The organism is Pseudomonas sp. 008 (assembly GCF_016861935.1).
Classification (GTDB): Bacteria; Pseudomonadota; Gammaproteobacteria; order Pseudomonadales; family Pseudomonadaceae; genus Aquipseudomonas.
On record NZ_BOMA01000001.1, the window covers coordinates 82,737 to 106,880 of the forward strand.

General features: G+C 60.0%; 21 protein-coding genes. 3 read left to right on the forward strand and 18 right to left on the reverse strand.

Annotation, left to right across the window (positions count from 1 at the left end; translation table 11 throughout):
* Positions 1-67 precede the first annotated feature (67 nt).
* From JUI81_RS00365 to JUI81_RS00425, 13 genes are all read right to left on the reverse strand, one after another.
* Positions 68-1,138, reverse strand: a complete 1,071-nt coding sequence (locus JUI81_RS00365; RefSeq protein WP_204123346.1) for an ABC transporter ATP-binding protein — start codon at positions 1,136-1,138, stop codon at positions 68-70.
* The gene (locus tag JUI81_RS00370; protein WP_204123347.1) at positions 1,135-2,736 is read right to left on the reverse strand and encodes an iron ABC transporter permease; all 1,602 of its coding nucleotides are present in this window, start codon (positions 2,734-2,736) and stop codon (positions 1,135-1,137) included. Before JUI81_RS00370 ends, JUI81_RS00365 begins: the two co-directional genes overlap by 4 nt.
* A complete protein-coding gene (locus JUI81_RS00375; protein ID WP_204123348.1) occupies positions 2,737-3,753 on the reverse strand; it encodes an iron ABC transporter substrate-binding protein in 1,017 nt (338 codons plus the stop codon).
* 201 nt (positions 3,754-3,954) lie between these two features.
* Complete coding sequence (locus JUI81_RS00380; protein ID WP_204123349.1) at positions 3,955-5,484, reverse strand: glycosyltransferase family 39 protein; 1,530 nt, start codon at positions 5,482-5,484, stop codon at positions 3,955-3,957.
* A gap of 27 nt (positions 5,485-5,511) precedes the next feature.
* Complete coding sequence (arnT, locus tag JUI81_RS00385; protein WP_204123350.1) at positions 5,512-7,233, reverse strand: lipid IV(A) 4-amino-4-deoxy-L-arabinosyltransferase; 1,722 nt, start codon at positions 7,231-7,233, stop codon at positions 5,512-5,514.
* Positions 7,234-7,420: 187 nt separating this feature from the next.
* On the reverse strand, positions 7,421-8,101 hold the full coding sequence (locus tag JUI81_RS00390) for a histidine phosphatase family protein (RefSeq protein ID WP_028940612.1): 681 nt from the start codon (positions 8,099-8,101) through the stop codon (positions 7,421-7,423).
* A 287-nt stretch (positions 8,102-8,388) separates the two neighbouring features.
* Positions 8,389-8,943 (reverse strand): membrane integrity-associated transporter subunit PqiC, encoded by a 555-nt coding sequence (locus tag JUI81_RS00395; protein ID WP_019578872.1) that lies wholly within the window; start codon positions 8,941-8,943, stop codon positions 8,389-8,391.
* 16 nt (positions 8,944-8,959) lie between these two features.
* Entirely contained in the window at positions 8,960-10,615 is a 1,656-nt protein-coding gene (locus JUI81_RS00400) for an intermembrane transport protein PqiB (RefSeq protein WP_019578873.1), read from the reverse strand.
* Entirely contained in the window at positions 10,596-11,264 is a 669-nt protein-coding gene (locus tag JUI81_RS00405) for a paraquat-inducible protein A (RefSeq protein WP_026331640.1), read from the reverse strand. Before JUI81_RS00405 ends, JUI81_RS00400 begins: the two co-directional genes overlap by 20 nt.
* The gene (locus tag JUI81_RS00410; RefSeq protein WP_204123351.1) at positions 11,261-11,857 is read right to left on the reverse strand and encodes a paraquat-inducible protein A; all 597 of its coding nucleotides are present in this window, start codon (positions 11,855-11,857) and stop codon (positions 11,261-11,263) included. The genes JUI81_RS00405 and JUI81_RS00410 overlap by 4 nt, the downstream gene beginning before the upstream one ends.
* 233 nt (positions 11,858-12,090) lie before the next feature.
* Positions 12,091-13,392, reverse strand: a complete 1,302-nt coding sequence (locus JUI81_RS00415) for an FAD-binding oxidoreductase (protein WP_204123352.1) — start codon at positions 13,390-13,392, stop codon at positions 12,091-12,093.
* A complete protein-coding gene (locus tag JUI81_RS00420) occupies positions 13,389-14,477 on the reverse strand; it encodes a polyamine ABC transporter substrate-binding protein (protein WP_019578877.1) in 1,089 nt (362 codons plus the stop codon). The genes JUI81_RS00415 and JUI81_RS00420 overlap by 4 nt, the downstream gene beginning before the upstream one ends.
* A gap of 225 nt (positions 14,478-14,702) precedes the next feature.
* On the reverse strand, positions 14,703-16,061 hold the full coding sequence (locus JUI81_RS00425; RefSeq protein WP_019649699.1) for a glutamine synthetase family protein: 1,359 nt from the start codon (positions 16,059-16,061) through the stop codon (positions 14,703-14,705).
* Positions 16,062-16,223: 162 nt separating this feature from the next.
* Between JUI81_RS00425 and JUI81_RS00430 the strand changes: the two genes are divergently transcribed.
* Both JUI81_RS00430 and JUI81_RS00435 read left to right on the forward strand, forming a co-directional pair.
* On the forward strand, positions 16,224-17,150 hold the full coding sequence (locus JUI81_RS00430; protein ID WP_019578879.1) for a helix-turn-helix domain-containing protein: 927 nt from the start codon (positions 16,224-16,226) through the stop codon (positions 17,148-17,150).
* Positions 17,147-17,599 carry a YMGG-like glycine zipper-containing protein gene (locus JUI81_RS00435; protein WP_026331641.1) on the forward strand — a complete coding sequence of 151 codons (453 nt, stop codon included), beginning with the start codon at positions 17,147-17,149 and terminating at the stop codon, positions 17,597-17,599. Before JUI81_RS00430 ends, JUI81_RS00435 begins: the two co-directional genes overlap by 4 nt.
* Here JUI81_RS00435 and JUI81_RS00440 read toward each other — a convergent pair.
* The 3 genes from JUI81_RS00440 to JUI81_RS00450 are packed head-to-tail and all read right to left on the reverse strand — an operon-like array spanning position 17,584 to position 21,275.
* Entirely contained in the window at positions 17,584-18,615 is a 1,032-nt protein-coding gene (locus tag JUI81_RS00440) for a DUF2955 domain-containing protein (RefSeq protein WP_204123353.1), read from the reverse strand. The genes JUI81_RS00435 and JUI81_RS00440 overlap by 16 nt on opposite strands.
* Positions 18,605-19,744, reverse strand: a complete 1,140-nt coding sequence (locus tag JUI81_RS00445; protein ID WP_019578882.1) for an HlyD family secretion protein — start codon at positions 19,742-19,744, stop codon at positions 18,605-18,607. Before JUI81_RS00445 ends, JUI81_RS00440 begins: the two co-directional genes overlap by 11 nt.
* Positions 19,737-21,275 carry an efflux transporter outer membrane subunit gene (locus tag JUI81_RS00450; RefSeq protein ID WP_019578883.1) on the reverse strand — a complete coding sequence of 513 codons (1,539 nt, stop codon included), beginning with the start codon at positions 21,273-21,275 and terminating at the stop codon, positions 19,737-19,739. The genes JUI81_RS00445 and JUI81_RS00450 overlap by 8 nt, the downstream gene beginning before the upstream one ends.
* Before the next feature lie 206 nt (positions 21,276-21,481).
* Between JUI81_RS00450 and JUI81_RS00455 the strand changes: the two genes are divergently transcribed.
* Entirely contained in the window at positions 21,482-22,003 is a 522-nt protein-coding gene (locus JUI81_RS00455; protein ID WP_019578884.1) for a transporter suffix domain-containing protein, read from the forward strand.
* Positions 22,004-22,009: 6 nt separating this feature from the next.
* Here JUI81_RS00455 and JUI81_RS00460 read toward each other — a convergent pair whose 3' ends face one another.
* Together JUI81_RS00460 and JUI81_RS00465 are read right to left on the reverse strand one after the other, a co-directional pair.
* The gene (locus tag JUI81_RS00460; protein ID WP_018925859.1) at positions 22,010-22,642 is read right to left on the reverse strand and encodes a response regulator transcription factor; all 633 of its coding nucleotides are present in this window, start codon (positions 22,640-22,642) and stop codon (positions 22,010-22,012) included.
* Positions 22,643-22,675: 33 nt separating this feature from the next.
* Positions 22,676-24,037 (reverse strand): cache domain-containing protein, encoded by a 1,362-nt coding sequence (locus JUI81_RS00465; protein WP_018925860.1) that lies wholly within the window; start codon positions 24,035-24,037, stop codon positions 22,676-22,678.
* Positions 24,038-24,144: the final 107 nt, after the last annotated feature.

Here is a 24,144-nt window from a genome sequence, read left to right on the forward strand (position 1 = left end):
TTAGTTGTTTATTTGAATTGTTATATTCAGGGCGATTTCGTTTCTCACCCGTTACCGATTCAAAAGCTTAAGGTTCGCTCAGTACATGAGCATGGCCGATGGTCGACACATGAACCTCGCTGCCAGCGGGTGGCGCGTGCATGCCGGAACTGCGCACCAGCAATGAACGCCCCGGACGCTCATCAGCGCTCAACGTCTGCAATTCCACGGTCAATGTGCAGGTATTACCGCCGAAGTCGCATTCGGTGACCACGCCGCGACAGCCGTCCTGTTGCGCCAGGCCGTTGGGCGCGCTGATCAGCTGAAGTTGCTCGGGGCGCAGCATGATTTGCGCTGATCGGTTGTTTCTGTGGTTGTTGACCGGTATGCGACCCAGATCGCAATGAGCCCAACCGGCTTCAATTCTGGCCGGCATGACCACGGCATCCCCGAGAAACAGCGCGGTTTGTTCATCGGCGGGATAACGGTAAAGGTCCAGCGGATGTCCGGATTGCACTAGCCGGCCCTGACGCATCACCGCCAACTGATCGGCGAATGACAACGCTTCACTTTGATCGTGTGTCACCAGAATGGTCGTGACGCCGGCGTCAGCCAGAAGCCGTGCGACCAATTTGCGCATAGCAGCGCGCAAACCGGTATCGAGCGCCGAGAACGGCTCGTCCAGCAACATCAGCCGTGGTTGTTGCGCCAGGGCCCGGGCCAGCGCGACACGCTGTTGCTGGCCGCCGGAGAGTTCATGCGGCCAACGATTGGCCATGCTTGAATCCAGTGCCACGCTGTCCATCAACTCGGCGATGCGTTCCTGCCTGGCCACGCCTTTGGCCGCAAGCCCGAAACCGATGTTGGCGGCTACGGTCATGTGCGGGAACAGTGCACCATCCTGCGGAACATAGCCGATCAAGCGTTGATGCGCGGGAACCTCGCGGGTGCCGTCGACCAGCATCTGACCATTGAGCGCAAGGCTGCCAGAGTCCGGAAATTCGAAACCGGCGATCATTCGCAGCAAGGTGGTCTTGCCCGAACCGGACGGGCCGACGATCACCGTACGGCTTCCCGTCGGCACCGACAGGCTGATGTTCTCCAGGGCTCGCTGAGAACCGTAGGACTTGCAGATCGAGTGGAGTTCAAGAGCGTTCATCGGCCAGCCGTGCGTTTGGATTGGTGGTAAAGAAGTCCGGTTAACGGAAGCGACAGCAGAATCATGAGCAAGGCATAGGGCGCCGCGGCGGCATAGTCGATTTCACTGGTCATTGCCCAGAAACCGGTGGCCAGGGTGCGCGTGCCATTGGGGGCGAGCAGCAGGGTAGCGGTCAACTCATTGGTGACAGCCAGAAACACCAGCGCAGCGCCAGCGGCCGCACCGGGTGCGGCCAGACGCAGAGTAATCAGCCACAATGCCCGACCGGGCGACCGGCCGAGGCTGCGCGCCATGTTCTCCAGTTCCACCGGCGCCTGGGCGATGCCCGCGCGCAAACTCACCAGGGCGCGGGGCAAAAACATCAGTAAATACGCCAGCAGCACCGTGATGGTGGTCTGGTAAATCGGCCGGGCAAAATGAATCGTCAGGGTCACCAATGCCAGCGCAACGACAATCCCCGGCAACGCGCTGGTAATGTAGTTGCAGCTTTCCAGCACGCGTTGCAACGGGCCGGGTGAGCGAATCGACAGCCAGGCGATCGGGATGGCCGCGCAGGTGGTAATGAGCGCGCCGGCGGCCCCGAGCATCAGCGTCTGCTCCAGCGCCGGCAACAATTCGCCCAGGTTCCAGACTTGCGTGCCACCGGCGATCAGCCACTTGCCAAGGGTGATCAACGGCACACCGAGTGCCAGCACACAGGTCATGCCTTGCAGCGTGAGCGCGAGCAGGGTGGTGCGCAACTTCAAGCGCACGATCCTTTGTTCGCGCGCGCTTCCCGACCCGACCCGGGCGTAGCGCGCCGTGCCGCGAGCAGCCGACTCGGCCGTCAGCATGGCCAGGCAGCAGAGCGCGAGGACGCCGGCCAGCATATTGGCGGCAGGCCCGTTGAAGGTGGACTTGAACTGGTCAAAGATGGCCGTGGTGAAGGTGTCGAAGCGAATCATCGCGTACAGACCGTACTCGGCCAGCAGGTGCAGCCCCACCAGCAAGGCACCGCCGCAGATGGCCAGGCGCAACTGCGGCAGCACCACGCGAAAGAACACTGCCCAGGGCTTGAGCCCCAACGACTCGGAGACATCTTCGATGGCCGGATCGAGCCGGCGCAAAGTCGCTGCTATCGGCAGGTAAAGAAACGGGAAATAGGCGATGACCGACACCAGAACGCCGGCAAACAGCCCATGAATCGGTGGCACCAGACTGACCCACGCATAGCTGTGCACGAATGCCGGCACCGCCAGCGGCGCCGTCGCCAACAGCGACCACCAGCGCCGCCCCGGCAAGTTGGTGCGTTCCGTCAACCAGGCCAGCGCCAGACCCAGTGCGATGCACAAGGGAATGGTGAGCACCACCAGCAGCACGGTGTTGATCAGCAACTCGCCGACGCGTGGGCGCCATACCAGCGTCACAAGCGTCGCCCAGCCAGTCTGCACCGATACGCCGATGACGAAAGCAATCGGCAGTAACGCCAATAACGACATCAGCACCGACAGACTAATCACCCAGGCGCCGCCGCGGCCTGCGAAGAGGCCGCGAGAGCGTGCGCGCAAGTGTACAGAGGACGCCGCAGCGACCTCTGCCGGTAGCGTTTCAGGAAGCAATTAGAGCAACCCGGCCTGGGTCATCAGCTCAACCGCCTTTTTACTGTCGAGTTTCGAGACGTCGACAGTCGGAGCGTCGAGTTGCTGTAGCGGCACCAGTTTCGGATTGGACTCTGCGTCCTTGCCCACGGCGTATTCAAACGAGTTGCCGTTCTTGAGGATCGCCTGGCCGTCTTTGCCGGTAATCCATTTCAGGAATGCCTGGGCCTGTTCCTTGTGTTGACTGGAGGCCAGGACGCCGCCACCGGACAGGCTGACAAAGGCCCCTGGATCCTTGTGTTTGAAGTACTTCAGCGAGGTGTTCTTGCTGTTCTCGCCGGTCTTGGACTGATCGACGAAGCTGTAATAGTGATAGATCACGCCGCTGTCGATCTGGCCAGCATTGACAGCCTTGAGCACGGCGCTGTTGCCCCGGTAGGCGGTGAAGTTGGTTCTCATGGCTTTCAGCCAGTCGAGGGTCGCGGCTTCACCCTTGAGCTCCAGTACGGCAGCGACGATGGCCTGGAAGTCGGCACCGGCCGGCGAAGCGGCCCAGCGGCCTTTCCAGTTCGGTGCGGCGAGGTCCATCAGCGATTTTGGCAAGTCTGCTTCAGCCAGCTTGCTCGGGTTGTAGACGAACACCGTGGAGCGTGCGGCAATCCCTACCCATTTGCCATGCGCCGGACGATAGGCCGCGCCCACTTGTTCCAGCGTGCTCGGCGCAACCGGTGCAAACAGCCCCGCGTTGTCGACCAGCACCATCGCCGGGGAGTTTTCGGTCAGGAACACGTCGGCCGGGGAGGCTGCACCTTCTTGCACAAGCTGATTGCCCATCTCGGTGTCGTCGCCATTGCGTACGGTCACTTTGATGCCGGTTTCCTTGGTGAAGCCTTCGATCCAGGCTTTGGTCAGGCTTTCGTGTTGAGCGTTGTAGACCACGATACCCTCCGTCTGCGCAGCGGCATACACGTGACCGGCGCTGAGGAAAGCAGTGGTCAACAATGCGTTTTTAAGGAACGAGGGGATACGGGAAATCATTCTGTCGACGGCTCCTGTTTTTTTAGTCAACACGCGCAGATTCATTATTGGAACAATGCGAATCATTTGCATGTTTGAGTCGCCGCGAATGTAGAGCGCCAAATGAGAAAAAAACGTCAAAAAAATCGTAAATAGATGTCATTTCACTGTCGGCGGAAAACCCGAACCGACGCCGTGGTGGGCAAAAGCGTGCACTGACATTCATTCGCCCCGGGGTATAAACGCCACGCTCTGGTCTTCACGGCCGTGGAATAGGCGCTCGCCGTTAGTGGGCGCGGTCGTGATGACCTGATGGTCGGCACTCAGGTAGTCCAGCGGTACCGCATCACCGTTGCGGTACTGGGTGATAACGATGGTGCGTTGCGGGTTCCAGTGTTGGCCGCTGGTGTTGTCCAGCCAGGTCATCAGCGCGGCGGTATCGCCGGTGCGAGGAAAGTCCTGGGTTTGCTGCACGTAATAGAAGGGGGCGCCGCCGGTTTGCAGGTACATCGGCACTTTGTTGTCCACCTCGATCATCACCATGCGCCATGTATTGAGCGGTGCGCGTTTGCTCGCCTCAAGCCTGACCGTCTCACCGAACCGAACCACGCCGCCACCGCCGTTGGTCCAGGGATAGAACACACCGAGTATCGCCATCAACAACACAGCGGTCAGGCCGAAACCGATTTTCAATCGGCGACTACCGAACCTGTCTGTGGCGTTGCGTTCGGCCATTCGCCGGGTGATCCACCAGGCGCCCAGCAACTGGGCGAAGGGCACCAGGGGCAACACGTAGTAACTGCGTCGACTGCCGCTGGCCGTGAAAAACAGCATCAACAGACCCAACCCCCAAACCAGCCAGCGCGTATTGGGTTCGACGCTACGCCAGTGGCGCAGCGCAAACCACAACCCCAGCATCCAGCAAGGCGCCCATGGCAGGGTGTAGACCGGGAGGTAAATCAGATAGGTGTAGATCGGTCCGATGTTGTCGAAGGGCTGGAAAAACCGCACGACGTTTTCCCGTAGCACCAGGCCCAGGCCACTTTCGCCATAAGTCGGCGCGCCGTAGAGATGCGACAATATGAACGGCGTCATGTAAAACGCCCCGGCGATGACCAGGGCCGCGCACAGCCGCAGGTTGAGGTGGCTTTTCCAGCGACCGCCCTGCACCACATGCGGTAACAGCAGCAAGCCCGGCAGAATGAAGCCGATAAGGCCTTTGAACAACGAAGTCAGGGACAGCAGCAGGAAAAACACCAGGTAACGGATGAAGCGTGTGTCTTGCGGCCCGCGCCAATACCACCAGACCGCCGCCAGCACACCGCAGACGGTGAGGATGTCGGCGGTGGCGACCCGTGCCCAGAACGCGAAATAGAAGGTGGTCGCCAGCATCCAGCCGGCAATCAACCCGGTGCCTTTGCGCATCAGCTGCTCGCCGATCAAGTACACCAGCCAGATGCTCAACCAGGCAGCAATCACCGAAGACAAGCGTAATGACCAGTGTCCCAAACCACCGGTCAGCCAGGCCGTGGCCGTGATCAGCCAATAGGAGGGCAGCGGTTTGTCGTAATACGCTTCGCCCTTGAGGTAAGGATCGAAATAGTCACCGCTCTGCAGCATTTGCAGCGCGATGTTGGCCCAGCGGGTTTCCGGCCCCCATAACTCCCGCGTGCCCAGACCCAACAACAAAATCAGCGCAGACACACCCAGCAGGAGCGCCAACGCGCCCCTGTCACTTGCCCAAAACTTCATGACGGGTTTCCTGTAGAACGGACGGCGTCAGGGTTGGCTCTGCGGGAATATCAGAATTTCCAGTTGGCCGCGCTGATAACGCTTGCCATCGATGGGCAACATCTCGACTTCCTGCATTTCCACGACACTGTTAACCCGCATCACCACACCGACCGCGCCTTTTTTGCGGGCCTCGGTCATCCATTGCCCGACGTTGTCCATGGTGACTTTACGTGACGCCATGGCAGGATCATCGAGGCCATATTTCAGCTCGCCGATAGTGTTGTAAAGATCGACCTGTGGCCGCTTCAGTCGCCACGACAAAGCTGACGCCGCACCCAGATCGTTGCTGAGCAACGATGTCGTCTGACTCAAGGCATCCAGATGCTCGGCGATGAACTGGTCAGGCATTTGGCTATTGACGATCTGTGCCGGCATCGCTGCCGGCAACAACGCTACCAGCAGCCAGATGCCGAGTGCCGGCATGGCCCAGAACATCAATGGACGCAGCACCTGCAAGGCGTTGGTGATGATCCAGCCGAGCAACACGATGAACGCCAGGGACAGGGTGAACATCTCGGTGTTTTCGTAGACTTCCTTGGTGGCTTGCAGATACAGCAGGGCGATCAGGGCGCTGGTGGCGATGACGACGTTGATCACGCCGTTGATGCGAATGATCCGGCCTCGTCCTTGATTCAACAGCTCCATCACTGCGTGTCCCATCAGCAACGCCAGAGGCAACAGACACGGCATGATGTAGGTCGGCAGTTTGCCGCTACTCGAGCTGAAGAACGCCAGGGGCAACAGCATCCAGAGCAACAGAAAACCGATCACGGGCTGGCGCTTTTGCTGCCAGGCCTGAACCAACGTCGTCGGCAACAAGGCGGCCCACGGCAGGCTCGAAGCGACCAGTAGCGGCAGATAGAACCACCACGGGCGAGCATGTTGCGCGTTATCGGCAGCGAAACGGCGAATGTGTTCGTGCCAGAAGAAGAACCGCCAGAAATCCGGTTCCTGATGGTGAATGGCGAGCACCCACGGCAGGCAGACCACCGCCGCCACGACCACCGCCAGTGGTCCGTAGCGCAACAGCTCGCCCAGGCGTCGCTGCCAAATCATGTAGGGCAGAGCGATCAATACCGGCAACAACCAGGCGAGAAAGCCCTTGGTCATGAAGCCCATGCCACAGGCAAAACCCAACAGCGCCCAAGCGCCGAGTTTGCCGCGGGAGGAATGGCTATCGATGGCAAACCACAACGCGACCAGGCTCAAGTTGACCCAGAGCGTGAATTGCGGATCGAGGTTGGCGTATCCGGCTTGTCCGGCGATCAGACCGAAGCTCATGTAGAGCAAGGCGCAGATAAAACTCTTGCCCGGGTCATTCCAGAATCGGCGAGCAATCAGGTAAGTCAGCCAGACGCTCAGCCCGGTGCTCAGTGCCGAAGCGATACGCACACCAAACAGGTTGTCGCCAAACACCGCTTGACCGATGGCGATCATCCAGTAACCGGCGATGGGTTTCTCGAAGTAGCGGATACCCATGAAGTGCGGGGACACCCAGTTACCGCTCAGCAGCATTTCCTGACTGATCTGGCCATAACGGGTTTCATCGGGAATCCATAGACCATGGGTGACTAGCGGCAGCAGGTAGAAAACCACGTAGGCCAGCAGCAAGCCGGGCAGGATCCAGCGTTCGGTGATGGGCAGCGCACGCGCGGTGCCACGCAATAAAGAGCCGTCGGGGTGGGGCAACAAGTTATTGGACGTCATGACTCGACCTTGGCGCAGAAGGATGTTGTTCCGCTAGGTGCACGCGTGCACTAGCGGAACTTCTTACATAAAGCAACACAATAGCGATATGAACTACAGAAGTTGCGTCAGCCATCTAAGGGTTACGGACTAGTTATAGTCTGCCCGAGCAAAAATGCTTTCTCGGCTTCGATTTTTTTTGCCGCGATTATTGTTTCAAGGCTTTGCCGTGCAACAGCGTCTGCCAGTCAGTGGCATTCACAATGCCGAGTACCTGAGGTTGCCCGTCGGCGGCAATTTGCACGAACAAGGCACTGCCATACTTACTGGTCGTCGCGCGCTCGAAGCCGGTCTGGGCTTCGAAGTCGCTGATGCAACCGCTGTGCGTGACCAGCACCAGATTTCGATGGGCTTGCTTGTGCGCCACCACATCGTTACGCAGGGTTTTACCGCAGCTGACCAGCCATTCCTGGGTCATCGCGTCTTTGCCGAACATGTAACGCGAGGTTTGCGCAGTGCGGGTGGCTGGGCTGCTCAGCACATCGGTCTGGGTCATGCCCAGCTGCATAAAGCCTTGGCCCACGGCTGTGGCGGCTTCGCTGCCGACTCGGGTAATGCCGTCGGCGGGGCCAAGGCACGGATTGCTGGACTGGTCGCAGCGTTCCGCATGGCGAACCAGTACCGCCACTTCACCGGCTTGCCAGCGATCGACCAGGCTGTTGGTCGCTTCGGACCCGGCGGTCGCCAGGTTGATCGGCGATCTGGGCCACCAGACAAACCCCGTGACGAGAGCCGCGATAACCAGAGCGGCCGTTACCGCGGCCAGTTTGCCGAGCCGCGATGTAACGATTCGTGCCGCTGGCTGTTTGCGCGATACATGATCAACCATGTTTTGTTTACCCGTCGGTACGCAATAGAGAACAACTTTCAAATACGACCCTGCGTAACAACGCTTGAAGGGCCATGGAAAGACACTAGTTCAAGGCAGGTGTCGGAGTGGTGAAAGGGATGTGAAAAATTTGCGTATAAAAATTTCAGTATTTTTTTAGTTGGTTGTTGCGACGCTTGTCTTGAACACCACGTACAGTGCCCCATCAGAATTGGTGAGTGGAACTCAGCAGCCTTCAGCCCAACGGCAGTTGTTTTACCATTGAGCTGGAAGGCACCTGACGACTGTTATTTAGTTGCCGGGCAGCTTTTCGATGTGCCGGCGGTAGCCTGGCTGATGGTGGCGGCCAAGCGCTTCACATTGTTCTGATGAGCCACCACCAACTCATCGATACTCGTGCCGGAAGGCGTCTGCAAAGTGCTGCGGCAGGTGACCAATGCAGCATCGCCTTCGCCGAGTTTGCGCAGGCGCCATTTGACGTCGATCAATGCGTACTGGCCGGGTATCGAATCAAAACGCTGAACTTCCAGGCGCAACGACACTTTGCGCTGCGGGTTACTGTTGACCAGTTGGTCGACCAGGGCACTGCGCAGTTCTTCCGACAGGCTTGCGCCCCACCATTGTGTTTCGAGGATTGCCAGGCCGGCGTTGCCTTGACGAATAACGATCTGCGGACGGTCGACCTGGGGCGGCACGGTGATGCTTTCGATCTGGATGTCCGCGCCGCCGCTTGCACCGCTCGGTTGAGCCGGGGTCAGGGTGTGGAATTGAATCGGCTCACTGCGGCAAGCGGCGAGTAGTAACAACGCAGTGACCAGCGTGATCTTCAGCGAAAATGCCATGGGGTAGCTCCTGTGGTCAGTTGCGCGGTGGCCCTTGCAGATCCATCGGCGGGGCATTGTCGGGGCGGCCGCGAATCAGCGATTCCGGATGCCGTCCCATGTAGTCCGAAAGTTCACGCAACGAGCGCGACATGCGTCCAAGCTCGTCCAGGGTCTGGCTCAGTTGTTCCCGTTGCGGCGAATCTTCGGCGAGGGTCGAACTGGCCGATTGCAAGGTCTTGCTGACGTCCGACAGGGTGGTTTGCACGCCGGGCAGGGTCTTGGCGTTGAATTGTGCGAGGCCTTTGCGCAGTTCGACGAGGTTGCTGTCGAGGTTGCCGGCTATGCGTTCGATGGGCAGCTGGTTGATCTTGTTGACCATGTTCTCGAGTTTTTCCTGCAACTGCTCAAGGCTCCCGGGAATGGTGGGAATAACGACGGGACGGGCAGTCGGATCGAACGCGACTTTCTCTGCTTTGGGGTAGAAGTCGAGCGCGATGTACAGCTGGCCAGTCAACAGATTGCCGTTACGGGCCTGGGCTCGCAGGCCGTTTTCGATGAAGGAGCCGATCAGGCGCACGCTGGCGGCTTCGTCGTTGGGGTCATGCTTCAAGGCTTCGAGCAATTTGAGATGAGCCTTACCGAGGCGTTGCGGGTAGATCACGATGCCGACATTGACCGGGAAGCTGCGGTTCTTCACGTCGAAATCCAGATTGACCGCCACCACCCGGCCGATCTCTATGCCGAGGAACTCTACCGGTGCATCGACCTTGAGCCCGCGCAATGCCTGATCGAATCGCAAGCTCAGGTATTGCGCCTTGCCGTTGGGCGGGGCGAGGGCGGTATGCTCATCCTCGAACAGGTCGAAGGCATTATCCTCGGCCGCCACTTGGTCGTTGGGGCTGTATTCCGGCGCGCGAAACGCGATGCCGCCCACCAACAGGGCCGACAGGGACTCGGTCTTCACTGCAAAACCGTTGGCGCCGACATTTACATCAATACCGCTGGCGTTCCAGAACCGCGTATTTTCGGTGACATAGGCATCGTTGGGCGCATGCACGAAGATTTCGATGTTCACCCCTTTGCCGTCGGCATCCAGTGCATACGCCACCACTTGCCCGACGGGGATCTTGCGGTAGTAGACGGGGGAGCCGATGTCCAGCGAGCCGAGGTCCTGAGTGTGCAACATGAAGCGTTTGCCCGGCTCGCCATAGGTAATGGGCGGAGGGTTTTCCAGTCCGGTGAAGTGTTTGGAACGGGCATCGGCCTGGCCGATGTCGGCGCCAATGTAGTCGCCCGACAGCAAGGTATCGATGCCCGAAACGCCACCGGCACCGATGCGCGGCCGCACAACCCAGAATTGCGAGTCTGCACGAGTAAAGCTTTCAGCCTGTTTGTCGAGCTGGATCGTGGCGTCGACGCGTTTCTGGTCGCCGCTCAGTTTCACCTCCGAGACGCGGCCGATGACCACATTGCGGTATTTGACCTCGGTCTTGTTGGCCACCAGGCCGCTACCGGTCTTGAACGTGATGGTGATGGTCGGGCCTTCCTGCAGCCAGCTGTGCACCACCAGGGAAATCCCCACCAACACCGCTACGATCGGCACGATCCATACCAGCGAAATGCTGAAGCGACGAGTCTTGATCGCGGCCTGGCCAGGGGCGTGCGGACCGTCAGTGGCTTGGGACTTCATCCATGCGCTCCTCATCTTGTGGGTTTTCCGGCTCTTGATCCCGTTCTTTATCCCAGATCAGCCGCGGGTCGAAACTCATCGCCGACAGCATGGTGAACACCACCACCAGACCAAAGAACAGAATGCCCGGGCGCGGTTCGATATCGCCCAGGGCCTGGAATTTCACCAATGCGGCCACCAGCGCGACGACAATTACATCGAGCATCGACCAGTAGCCGATCAGCTCGACGAAACGGTAAAGCCTCGAACGTTCCTTGCGCGCCCAGAAGCTACCGCGTTGCACCGTGATCAGCAGCAGGGAGAGAGCAACGAACTTGATGCCCGGCACCGCGATGCTGGCAATGAAAATGATCAGCGCAATGTCCCACGCACCGTGTGCCCAGAACTCCAGCACACCGCTCATGATCGTGCTGTCGGAGCCGTTGCCGAACAGGCTGGTGTTCATTACCGGCAGCAAATTGGCCGGGATATAAAACACCAGTGAGGCCAGCAGATAGGCCCATGTCCGGGTCAGAGAGTCAGGTTTGCGGGCATGCAACGGCGCGCCGCAGCGTTCGCATTCGTGAGGTTGCTCGGTCATGTCGCAGGCCATGCCACAACTGTGGCACAGGCACAGGTTGAGTTCGCTGGCGAGCGGTGGCCTGTTCATAGGGTGTCCCACAGATCACGTACATCGCGCCCGGCGATGCGGATCAGCAACAGGCTGAGGACCGCCAGGGCAAACATGCCGATACCCGGCAGCACATCCAGCAACCCGGCGAGCTTGAACACCGCGACCATGGCCCCCAGCAAGCAGACTTCCAGCATGCTCCAGGGCCTGAGGGTTTCCAGCCAGCGCATGCACAGCTTGAAGCCCGGTGAACGTCGGGAGGTGAGGGCGAAGCTCAATACCCAGATCAACAGGAGCAACTGGAACATCGGCGCGATGATGATGGAAATCGCTGCCACCAGCGCAATGAAAGTGATCGGCCCCTGGCTCAGCGCCACCACCGAATCCCACAGCGTCGCGCTGTTCTTCATGCCCTTGAGGCTGATGGTCATGACCGGATAGAAATTCGAGAAAGTCCACAGCACGGCCGCCGTGAAGCTCAGCGCCAGACGCTGCTGCACCGACAAGCCGTTGTAACGCGCAAGCACACCACCGCAACGGGTGCACAGGGCCTTTTGATGTTTGGCGAGCGTGACTTTTTCATACACGCAGTCGCAGTGCTCGCAGATGATCAATGAAGCAGTCGTCGCCATGGGCAGCACTCGCCGGGAGGCAGAAAAGTCAGAGCACTCCCTCAATATAGAAGTGACTTGCGATTGAGCAAATCTAAAGGCGATTCCAGGGATGTCCTGGATGCGGCTTGTGGCGAGGGGGCTTGCCCCCGTTCGGCTGCGCAGCAGTCGTCAACCGGTATGCCTGCAAGAATGCGACGGCAGATTTTGGGGTCGCTTCGCGACCCAACGGGGGCAAGCCCCCTCGCCACAGTTCAGCCAAGTAATTCACGCAGGCGATACCAGAACATGCCAAGCGCCAGCAGCGGTGAGCGCAGGGCCCGTCCGCCGGGAAAGGTCATGTGCGGCACGGCGCTGAACACGTCCAGCCCCTGGCTGTGCCCGGCATGAATCGCTTCGGCCAGCAGCCGGGCGCACCAGTGGGTCACGTTCAGGCCATGGCCGGAATAACCCTGGGCGTAAAACACGTTCGGGTACTGGCTCAGGCGGCCGGCCTGGGGGAAACGGTTGGCGGTGATGCCGATCTTGCCGCCCCATTGATAGTCGATGCGCACATCCGCCAGTTGCGGAAAGACCTTGAGCATTTTCGGCCGCATATAGGCGCCGATGTCCACCGGGTCGCGCCCGGAATAATGGCAGGCACCGCCGAATAACAAACGTCGATCCGCCGAGAGCCGGTAGTAATCAAGGCCGACTTTCTGGTCGCACAGCGCCAGGTTCTGCGGGATCAGCTGAGCGGCCACTTCGGGCGCCAATGGTTCGGTGGCGACGATGTAACTGCCCGCCGGCAGTACCTTGCCGCTCAGGCGCGGCTCGATTTCTTCCAGATGCGCGTTACAGGCCAGCACCAGACTGCCGACGCGTACCGTACCGCTGGCGCAGCGCACCTGCACGGTGCTGCCGTGGACCAATTCCAGCACCGGGCTCTGCTCGAAAATCCGTACCCCGAGGGATTGCGCCAGCCGCGCTTCGCCGAGCACCAGATTGAGTGGATGCAGGTGCCCCGAACCCATGTCGATCAGACCGCCGGCATAAACGTCCGAGCCCACCACATCCCGGCGGATATGCTCGGGGCCGACGAGGCGGGTTTCATGGGCGTACCCCAACTCGGCGAGGCTTTGCAGCTCAGCCTTGAACGCAGCGAACTGCGCCGGGGTATTGGCCAGTTCGCAGAAACCCCAGCGCAAGTCGCAATCGATGCCATGTTCACGGATGCGATTGCCCACCAGTTCCACGGACTCGATGCCCGCAAGCTCCAGATAACGCACGCCTTCCTCGCCGACATAACGGGCAAAACCGCTGACGTCATGCCCGATGCCACGGATCAACTGCCCGCCGTTACGCCCGCTGGCGCCCCAGCCGATTCGCCGGCCCTCCAGCAGAATCACCGAGAGCCCGCGCTGCGCCAGTTCGATCGCGGTGTTGACCCCGGTGAATCCGCCGCCGATCACACAGACATCGGCCTCAAGATCCGAGTCCAGCGTGGGGTAGGGCGCCATTCCATTGGCCGACGCCGCGTAATAGGAGTGGGTATGTTGGTTGTCGTGCTGATTCATTGGTTGGACTTCACTTTGCTCCAGGAACGGGTCATCAGACGCATGATCGCCTGGGGCGGGGTGGTGGAAATGTAGAGTTTGTCGAGGACGTCCTGGGGTGGGTAGACCTCAGGATTATTGACCAACTCAGCATCCATGTATGCCTTGGCCGCCGGGTTCGGATTGGCATAACCCACCGAGGCACTGACCTTGGCGATCACTTGCGGGTCCAGCAGGTTATTGATGAAGGCGTGGGCTTCTTTCGGGTTGCTGGCGTCGGCGGGAATTGCCAGAAGGTCGAACCACAGGTTGCTGCCTTCCTTGGGGATCGAGTAGGCGATGTTCACGCCGTTCTTCGCTTCCTTGGCGCGATTGGCCGCCTGGAACACGTCGCCGGAGTAACCGAAGGCCACGCAGATGTCGCCGTTGGCCAGGTCCGAGACGTACTTGGAGGAGTGGAAGTAGGTGATGTAAGGCCGGATGCTCAAGAGTTTGGCTTCGGCTTTTTTAAAGTCCTCAGGGTTTTCGCTGCGTGGGTCCATGCCCATGTAGTTGAGGACTGCCGGGAATACTTCATCAGCCGAGTCCATCATCGACACACCACACTGGCTGAGTTTCTTCAGGTTCTCGGGTTCGAAAAACACGGCCCAGGAATCGATGTGATCAATGCCCAGCACTTGCTTGACCTTGTCGACGTTGTAGCCGATGCCGTTGGTGCCCCACAGATACGGTACGGAATGCGCGTTCTGCGGATCGTTTTTCTCCAGCAGCGTCAGCAGTTTCGGGTCGAGGTTTTTGAAGTTGGGCAGCTGCGAGCGATCCAGTTTGAGGAACGCACCGGCCTTCACCTGCCGCGCGAGAAAGTGGTTGGACGGCACCACCACGTCATACCCGGTGCGGCCGGCGAGCAGTTTGCCTTCCAGGGTTTCGTTGGAATCGAATACGTCGTAGATCACCTTGATCCCGGTTTTTGCCTGGAAGTCGGCGAGGGTGGTCTCGCCGATGTAATCGGTCCAGTTGTAGACGCTGACGCTCGGCTGAGCTTGCGCCCCGGCGCTGAACAATACCGCCAGCGCGACCGGAACCACGGATTTCAATAGACGCATATCGACACCTCTTTGAATTATTCGTCTTTGTGGGATCGGGCTTATGTGGCGAGGGGGCTTGCCCCCGTTCGACTGCGAAGCAGTCGTAAAACCAGTCATCACTTTCTAAATTCAAGATCGTGGTGACCGTTGTTAGGGGTGCTTCGCACCCCAACGGGGGCAAGCCCCCTCGCCACACAAGCCCGCTCCCACAGAGGATTGTGATCTCATGTGGGCGTGTGTTTTTTAGACGCTGAGCAGCAGGAACTCGCGCTCCCAGGAGCTGATCACGCGCTTGAAGTTCTCGTGTTCGGCGCGCTTGACCGCGACATACCCCCGGACGAATTTGCTACCCAGGTAGCGCTTGATGGTTTCGCACTCTTCCATGCGCGTGAGTGCGTCCTCGATGGTGATCGGCAGGCGCAGGTTGCGCCGCTCGTAGGCACGGCCTTGCACCGCGGCGCTCGGCTCGACCTTTTCGACCATGCCCAGGTAGCCGCACAACAGGCTCGCGGCGATCGCCAGGTAAGGGTTGGCGTCGGCACCCGGCAAACGGTTTTCCACACGCATGGCGTCGGGGCTCGAGGTCGGCACGCGCAGGCCGACCGTGCGGTTTTCTTCGCCCCATTCGACGTTGACCGGTGCCGAGGTGTCGGGCAGGAAGCGGCGGAACGAATTGACGTTGGGCGCGAACATCGGCAGCACTTTGGGAATGTACTTTTGCAGGCCGCCGATGTGGTGCCGGAACAGCTCGCTCATCTGCCCGTCGGCATTGGCGAAGATCGGCTGGCCGCTGGCGATGTCGACCACACTTTGATGGATGTGCATGGCGCTGCCAGGTTCGTCACCAATGGGTTTGGCCATGAAAGTCGCAGTCACGTTGTGCTTGAGTGCCGCCTCGCGCAGGGTGCGTTTGAACACGGTGATCTGGTCCGCCAGGTCCAGCGCATCGCCATGACGGAAGTTGATTTCCATCTGTGCCGGGCCGTCTTCGTGGATCAGCGTGTCGAGGTCCAGGCCCTGCAGTTCGCACCAGTCGTAGACGTCTTCAAACAGTGGATCGAACTCGTTGGCGGCGTCGATGGAAAACGACTGTCGACCGCTTTCCGCACGGCCAGAACGCCCCAGCGGCGCCTTGAGTGGCAAGTCCGGGTCTTCGCAGCGCTGGGTCAGGTAGAACTCCATTTCCGGCGCGACAATCGGCTGCCAGCCTTTGTCGGTGTAAAGCTGCAGCACTTTCTTCAGCACGTTGCGCGGCGACAGTTCGATGGGGTTGCCGAACTTGTCGAAGGTGTCGTGGATCACGATGGCGGTGGGTTCGATGGCCCACGGCACCACGTAAACCGCGTCGGCGACAGGTTTGCAGACCATGTCGATGTCGGCCGGGTCGAGCAGGTCGTAGTAGATGTCGTCGTCGACAAAGTCCCCGGTTACCGTTTGCAACAGCACACTTTCCGGCAGGCGCATGCCTCGCTCATGCAGGAACTTGTTGGTGGGTGCAATCTTGCCGCGAGCAATGCCGGTCAAGTCGCTGACCACACACTCGACCTCGGTAATCTTGTGATCTTTCAGCCACGTGAACAGCTGATCGAAAGGGACATTCATAAAGACCTCATTGTTGGTTTGAATTACGCCGGGGAAGGCGCCTTCATCCACCGGACACTTCCCCTGTGGCGCGTTGACGACTATCTTGGGTGAGCCGTGGCGTTCCATCTATCCACTTTAAGCAGCACCAAAACGCACCAAACGAGTGCGTAAGGTCACCCCATGACAGCGTGCAATCCGTTACAGGTTCAAGCCTTCAACACCGCCGACGTGGCCGAGCAGATCCGCGCCACACCGGGTTGGGTGCAGCACTATCAGCAGATGTCGCCGGGGCATTTCGCCGGGCGGGTGCGCTATCTGGACTTGCAAGGCGTGGAGATTTACGAAGAGCAGATGAACACCCGGGTCGAGCAGAATTTCAGCGCCCCCGAAGGCTCACTGGCGTTCTGTTTCGATCGCAACGACAACTCGCTGTACATGTTGAACGGCGAGAGCCGCAACATCTGGATCACCCCGGAGAACTACCAGGAAATCGCCGTGGTGTTCGGGCCGCAATTCGTTCAACGGCATGGACTGGACGTGGCGCGGCTCGAAGGCTTGTTCATGTCGCCGCTCAATTGCGGGCAGAACGCGCTGTTCAGCCGCTGGTTGAGCGGCACCTTGACGCGACTGGAGCAGACGCTGGATCCGCCGAGCAAAGAGGCATTGACCCAGCAGTTGCTGGAGGACTGTTTGTTCATCCTCGATAACGCCTGTGTGTGCCTGGATCGCGCAGGCTTGCAGCGTCGGGCCGAAGAGCGAACGATCATGAAGCGCGTCGCCGAATGGGCCGCCGATACCCCGGAAGAAACCCTCAACTTGCTGGAACTGTCCCAGGTGGCTGGGGTTTCGTTGCGTCAGTTGCAGCACGCGTTCAAGGCGTACACCGGGATGACGCCCTCGCATTGGTTGCGCTTGCGCCGGCTCAACAGTGCGCGCCGTGAGTTGCTCAGCCGAACGGCCAGCGACACGACAGTCGCGCAAGTGGCGATGCACTGGTCGTTCTGGCATTTGGGGCGGTTTTCCAGCAGTTATCGAGCGCTGTTCCAGGAACTTCCCAGTCAGACGCTCGCCCGCCAACACAGTGGACCTTGTCGGAGGTCATCATGAGTCGGTTATCGTCTTTCAGTCTGTGTGTCGTAGTGTCGATGGCCTGTACGCAGGTTCAGGCCGAAACGGTCGTGCCGTTGAAAGGGCAGAGTTCGCAACAAATCCAGCTGGACATCAATGATTGCCGCAATGTCGCGGCGAGTCAGAGCGCCTCAACGCCGCCACCCTCGGGCGGGCGACTGCGCGGTGCTGCGGTGGGTGCCGCTGCCGGGGCGGTGGGCGCTGAGGTGCGGGGGCGTCAACATGACGAGTTTTACGAGCGGGTCGACGACGATGTGAAACAGGAATATCGCCAGAACCGCGCCGGGCAAACCGCAGCGGCGGGCGCGGTAGTCGGTGGCGCGCGCCAGCGTCAGGAGCGCCGGGCGCAGCAAAAAACCAGCGCGGCGACCAGTTCAACCGCCTATACCAGCTGCCTGCAAGGGCGCGGTTATCAGGTAACGCCCTGAGCACCAGGCGTTCGCTGCCGCTGTTCGATCAGGTGAACCATCAGGTCGGCATAGAGCGTGAGGGCGATAAACAGCGCCATGCGCACGGCGAAGGCGGTATAGACGTCCTTGCCGGCAAGACTGTCCTGCACCGACTGGCCCAGCAGGATGATCAACGTGACCAGGCTGTTGAGCCAGAACCCCGGGGTTTGTCGAGTCGGACTCAGGGCATAGAGCTTGCGCGCCAACAGCAAGCCGAACAGCAGCATCCACAGAAAGAACATCCACAAGTGCACGAACAGGCTGAGCGCGCACCAGAACACAATGGCCAACAGCCCGCCCATCAAGGTCGAGCCGAGCAGTTCGCGACTGGCGTTGCGCGTCGTTACCGTTGAACTCTGCTGGCCCAGACTGACCGCTTTCAAAATGATCGGCAGATAACTGGTCGGGTCGATCAGCGCCAACAAGAACGCCGGCATCACGATCAGGGTGGCACGCAGCGCAATCCTCGCCACTTCCTGCGCCGGCAGAGTGCTGGCGGCGGGTGGGGAGGGCGCATTGGCCGGGTCGGGAAACAGCCAGTGACTGATCGCGACGACGATGACGGCGAGGAGCAAGGCCTTGACCAGGGCACCGATGACCATCATCGCCAGATCGAACTCGGCAACGCCGGCCGAGGAAATCATCGTCAGGCCAATGATCAGAAAGGTCACGACCAGGGCGTTGCCACCGCGCAGCCCGAAACCAAAGGCCAGGAACAGACTGACACCGATCAGCAGCACACCGCTGAGGGGGTAATAACGCAGGACCGGGATCAGTAACAGCCCGATGCCGGTGGTCAGCATCGCAACCACTGCCAGCATCACGCCGGCCTTGAATGGCAGGGGTTTGTTAAGCGTGGCCAACAGCAACACGCAAAGCACCGGCGCAATAAACGGAATCGGCAGCGCCAGGCCGAAGCTGATGGCCAGGCACAGCGCCGTGCCGACGGCCAGACGCGGCGCCCGTTGGAATCTGGGCGGGCGATCAGTAGGCATAAGACAACCAACTCATCAGCCAGAAAAACAGGCGTCCCAAGGGATTCAGCGGATTATTCTGCGCAGGAAAGGCCATGACTTCGGCCTGGCCGCCGGCACGAATGGCGCGACTGTCACGTAGCACCTGCATCGCCTCGTCAGAAAATTCGATGATCACCGGGAAGCGTTGGGCCGGACGCAACCAGTCGCGACTGTTTTGCACACTGGGCAAGGTGCCCGGCGCCGGCGTCTGCCCCACGCTGACGCCGTAGCCGACGCTGCGCACTCGCCCCTCGAAGACTTCGCCCGGCAGCGCGTCCAGCACGATCGCCACCGGAGTTCCAGGCTTGACCCGCCCCAGGTTGTTCTCGGTCATGTCCGCACTGATCCACACATCGTGAATGGCAATCAAGGTCATGACCGGCGTGCCTACCGCAGCGAATTGCCCGACGTCGGTGCGCAGGTCAGTTATCAAACCCGCCGAGCGCGCGCGGACTTGGGTGTTGGCCATGTCGAGTTCAGCTTTTGACAACGCCGTGGCGGCGCTGCGTAACAGCGCGTTGTCTTCCTCGCTGCCGCCTTCCTGTTCCCGTGCTCGCTGGACTTCGGCACGGGCCGCGGCGACCTGGCTGACGGCCTGTTCACGGCTGGCCCGAGAGGCTTCCAGCAGGCGCACGGAAATGGTTCCGCGGTCTTGGCGGTACAGGCTTTCAAGGCGTTCGTTATCCTGCCGGGCCTTGAGTTCATTGGCCTGGGCCGCCCGCAACGAGGCTTGCGCGGAGGCGATGCCGGCAGTGCTGGCACCGATCTGCCGGCGGGTAGACTCAAGATCCGCGCGTGCACGGTCGGCGGCTATTTGATAGGGCTGCTGATCGACCTCGAACAGCACATCGCCTGCCTTGACGTCCTGGTTGTTGCGCACATTCACGCGGATAACCTGACCGGCCACTTCAGCCGCCACCGGAATCACAAAGGCACCGACCCGAGCCTGTTGCGTATATGGCGTGAAACGGTCAGCCAACAGATACCAGGCCAGGCTCAGGACGATCAGCAGCAGCACCCATTTGATGCCTTTTTTTGCCGGATCGGCAGCCGGTTCGGGCGCCTTGGAAGAGGGCGCTTCAGTGGCGGGCGGTGAGGGTTCACTCATCGGCTTTGACCTTGTCTGACGTGGAAGAGGGGGCTGGCGAAGGGGCCGGTTCATTCAGCAGGTTGCCCCAGTCGGTGCGGTGTTCCATTTGTTGGCGAGTGCCTGGGTCGACGGTTGGCAGGGCGCTGTACCAGCCACCGCCGAGGGCTTTGTACAGGGCGATCAGGTTGCTCACGGCATTGCTGCGGCTGACCAGGTAATTGTCCTGTTGTTCGAGCAATGCGCGTTGGGCATCCAGCACCCGCTGGAAGTCCGAGTAGCCTTCGCGGTATTGGCTGTTGGCCAGGCTCAGCGAGCGCTTGGCGGCGACCTGCGCTTCGCTCAGGATGCGCTCGCGTTCCAGTGATTTGCTCAGGCCGCTGGCGGCATCATCGGCTTCGCGTGCAGCCTCGCGGACTTTGTCGCGATAAACCTCGATCAGCTGCTGCAACCGCGCATCCTGCACCCGCACGTTGTTGCTGATCTGACCGTGATCAAACAGGTTCCAGCGCAAACTGGGGCCGCCGATCAGGTCCAGGCTGTTGGAGGTGCCCTTCAGTGTGTCGGTCGACCAGACAATGCTGCCGAGCAAGGTCAGCGATGGATAGAAGTCGGTTTCTGCCACACCGATCAGTGCCGATTGGGCGGCGACGTTGAGTTCGGCGGCGCGTACGTCCGGTCGACGCAACAGCAGGCTGGCGGGTACGTCTTGCAGCACGGCACGGTCTACCAGCGGAATCAGCCCCTGGTTTTCCAGCAGTTGGGGCAGGGCGCTGGGCGGTTGTCCGATCAGCACGGCCAATGCGTTGCGTGTGCGCAGCACTTGCCCTTCAAGCTCGGGAATGCTGCTCAAGGTGCCGAGGTACTGGGTCTTGGCTTGTTGCAAATCGAGCTCGGCGCTCTGGCCGCTGTTGAACAGTTTCTCGGTGATCTCGAAATTGCGTTTTTGCTGTTCGGCGTTTTCCCGGGCGACGCGTAAACGCGCTTCGGTGGTGCGCAATGAGAAGTAAGTGTCGGCCACTTGAGCGCGCAGCAGTACCAGTACGTCTTCATAGTTGGCTTGAGCCGCGAAGTAACTGGCATCGGATGATTCGATGGCTCGACTGAAGCGCCCCCAGAAATCCAGCTCCCAACCGACATCAAAGCCCACGCTGTGTTGCCAGAAATGGCTGTCTTGCGGGTTGCTGCCGCCGGATTGCCGGCGGTTGAAGTACAGGCTCTCGGCACTGGCTTGTTGCAGTTGCGGATAGCGTCCGCTTTGGGCAATCCCCAACCGGGCACGGGCTTCCATGACGCGAAGGCCGGCAATTTTCAGGTTGGAATTGTGCGCATCCGCTTCGGCAATCAGCCCGTCGAGGACCGGGTCGGCGAACACTTGCCACCACTGGCGCACATCGGGATAGGCGCGTCGTTGGCTGGCCTGTTCAAGCGCAGGGCTGCTCCAGAGTTTTGTCCAGGCCTCGCCCGGGGCCTGGAAATCCGGTCCAAGACGCACGCAGCCGCCAAGAGCGAGGGCTCCCAGTAGAAGCAGCGTACCTGGGCGCGTCAGCATCGCAGCACTGTAAGTTGGTCACGGGAAAACCTCATCCGAGCGTCCCCAATGTTGAATGCCCTGGCTGTTGGGCGGGCTTGAACCGGTTTTGATTAGGTTAGTACAGCCAAGGCAAACACAAAGTCATGTTTGACAAACAGGGCATCGAGCAACTGCTACGCTTTTGAAAGTTATTCATTCGGGTGAAAAAGAAGGGTACGAAGACCATGACCAGTCCCCAGGACGAGATTGCCCCCAGCTCCACCGGTTGGCGTTTCAAAGCAGGCATCGGGATTCTCAGTTTGACAGTGCTCGCCTGGCTGTTGGTGCCGCTCGCCGCCGCTGCGGATGTGCCCGGCCCAAAGATCGCGGCACTGACAGGCATTTTGTTTATCAGCAACAAGATTCTGCTGATCCTCGCCATCGCCGTCATGGGCAAGTCTGGTTTTCAGCAACTCAAGCGCAGCGTGTTTGGCTACGTTTCCACGCTCGCACCGACTGAACTGGAAGTAGGCCCGGCTCGCCATCGAATTGGCCTGGTGATGTTTTGCCTGCCACTGATTTCATCATTTCTCGAACCTTACGTGGACACGCTGTGGCCGGGGCTGAGACCGAACCTCTGGCAGGTCCAGGCGCTGGGCGATGCCATGTTGGTCGGCAGCTTTTTCGTACTGGGGGGAAATTTCTGGGACAAGGTGCGTGCTTTGTTTATCCGCACGGCGCGTGTGGTCAACGTGAGTACGGTGTGAGTGCTTCTAACGAGAGATGATCCCGTGATCGATCGCGTATTTTACGAGGGCGGCGGGTTTGTCGATGTTGAGTTTGCGGCGGATGCTCAGGCGATGGGTTTCCACCGTGCGGACGCTAATGTCCAGCTCGCGAGCCATTTCCTTGTTGTTCAACCCCTGAGCCATTTTGTACAGCACCTGGCTCTCGCGTGGTGTGAGTTCGTTGTCGGTACTTTTATCGGCGATGAGCCGTTGCGCGATTTCGGCACTGTAGAACGTCCCGCCACTGACAATGGCTTCGATGGCCGCAATGATTTCCCGTGAAGGCGCGTTCTTCAGCACATAGCCGCTGGCCCCCGAGCGAACCGATTCACTGACGTATTCGTAGTTGTCGTACATGCTCAGCACCAGCACCTTGAGCGACGGGTACTGGCTGCGCAACAGCCGAGTCAGCTCGAGCCCGTTGATGTCCTTCAGGCTGATGTCGACCAGCAACAGATCCGGCTGGCAGCGCCCGACCATCTCGATGGCATCGGCGCCATTCTCGGCTTCGCCCACCACTTCCAGCGGCGCCATGACCGCCAGCAGCGATTTGATTCCATCGCGGACCAGGGAGTGATCGTCGACCAGGGCGACGCGGATCGGGTAGGGCAGGTTCATCGCAGGCATTCACTCTAATTGTTATGGGTGGAGTCAGCGTTCTGTACCGGGTGGCTTCATCGGCAGCAGCACGTCCAGCTCACTTCTTCCCGGCATCGAGGTCAGGTCGAATCGACCGCCAAAATGCTCGACTCGCTCGCGGATATTACGCAGGCCAATGCCGGCCTGGCGACGTTCGACCTGGGCGACATTGAAACCTATGCCGTCATCGATCACCGTCAACCGTACGGACTTTTCGCAGCCGTGCAGGGTAATGATGACGTGTTTTGCCTGGGCGTGGCGTTCGATGTTGGTCAGGCCTTCTTGCACAATGCGAAACAGCGAGGCAGCGGCGCCGTCGGCCAGGTGACAGTCGAATTCGTTATCGTTGAAGGTTACAACAAGACCGCTGCGTTGCTCGAACTCGGCGGCGAGTTGACCGATTGCCGCCGGCAGGCCGAGGGTGTCGAGCAATGATGAGCGCAGGTCGTGGGAGAGGCTGCGAACCTCGCCGATCGCTTCCCCCAGGCGCTCGGTGGCGTCTCTTAAAATGCTCAAACCCTTGTCTTGGCCGTTCTCCAGCACATGGCTGGCCAGTTCGAATTGAAACTTGATAGAGACCAGCAGTTGGCTGATGCCGTCGTGCAGCTCTCGGGAAACCCGCGAACGCTCTTCCTCCTGCAAGCTGACGATGCGTTGGGTGAGGCGCTGCAGTTTTTTGTCGGCCAGGCGATGCTCGCTGACATTCAGCGTCATGCCGCTGGCGAACACAAACAGCACCGCCACGAGCGCCACCGCGGCAATCGCCAGCATGGTTGTGCGGATGCCCTGAGCCACTTCGGCACGCGCTTGCTGGGTGGCGCGTTCAACGTCTTCAAGGTAGATGCCGGTGCCGAGCATCCAGCCCCAACGATCGAGCATCACCACGTAGGCGAGTTTGTCGGTCACTTGGCCGGAAGAGGGTTTGTTCCAGGCGTAACGTTGAAAACCTTCGCCGGATGCCGCGCTTTTGAGCAACGCCTGTATTACCGGCAGGCCGTGAGGGTCTTTCATGTCCCACAGGTATTGGCCCACCAGCTCTGACTGGCGTGCGTGCATCAGGCTGCGGCCCTCGCGGTCGTAGACGAAGAAGTAGCCGTTGATGCCAAAGCTGAGCTTGCGCAGTTCTTCCAGCACTTGTTGCTGTGCGTGTTCGTCACCACGGCCGTTGTCGTACAGCGGCGCGATCAGGCTTTGCGCCATTTCAACGTAGTTTTTCAGCTCTGCGCGCTTGCTGGCCAGAATGCTGTCTTCGATCAGTTGCGCCTGTTGATCGCCCAGTTGGCGGTTCAGGGAAATCACCAGCGCGCAGATGACCGCGATCGCCAACACTAGCGGCAGAATCCCGAGCGCGACGATTTTGTGTTTGAGCTGCATCTCTACTCCTGGCCAGACCGAGGGAGGGCGAAGGCCCGGCATCATATGCCAAAGATACGCGCCTCCAGTAGCGGTGCTGGACAGAATGACAAACCGTCTACGTAGAA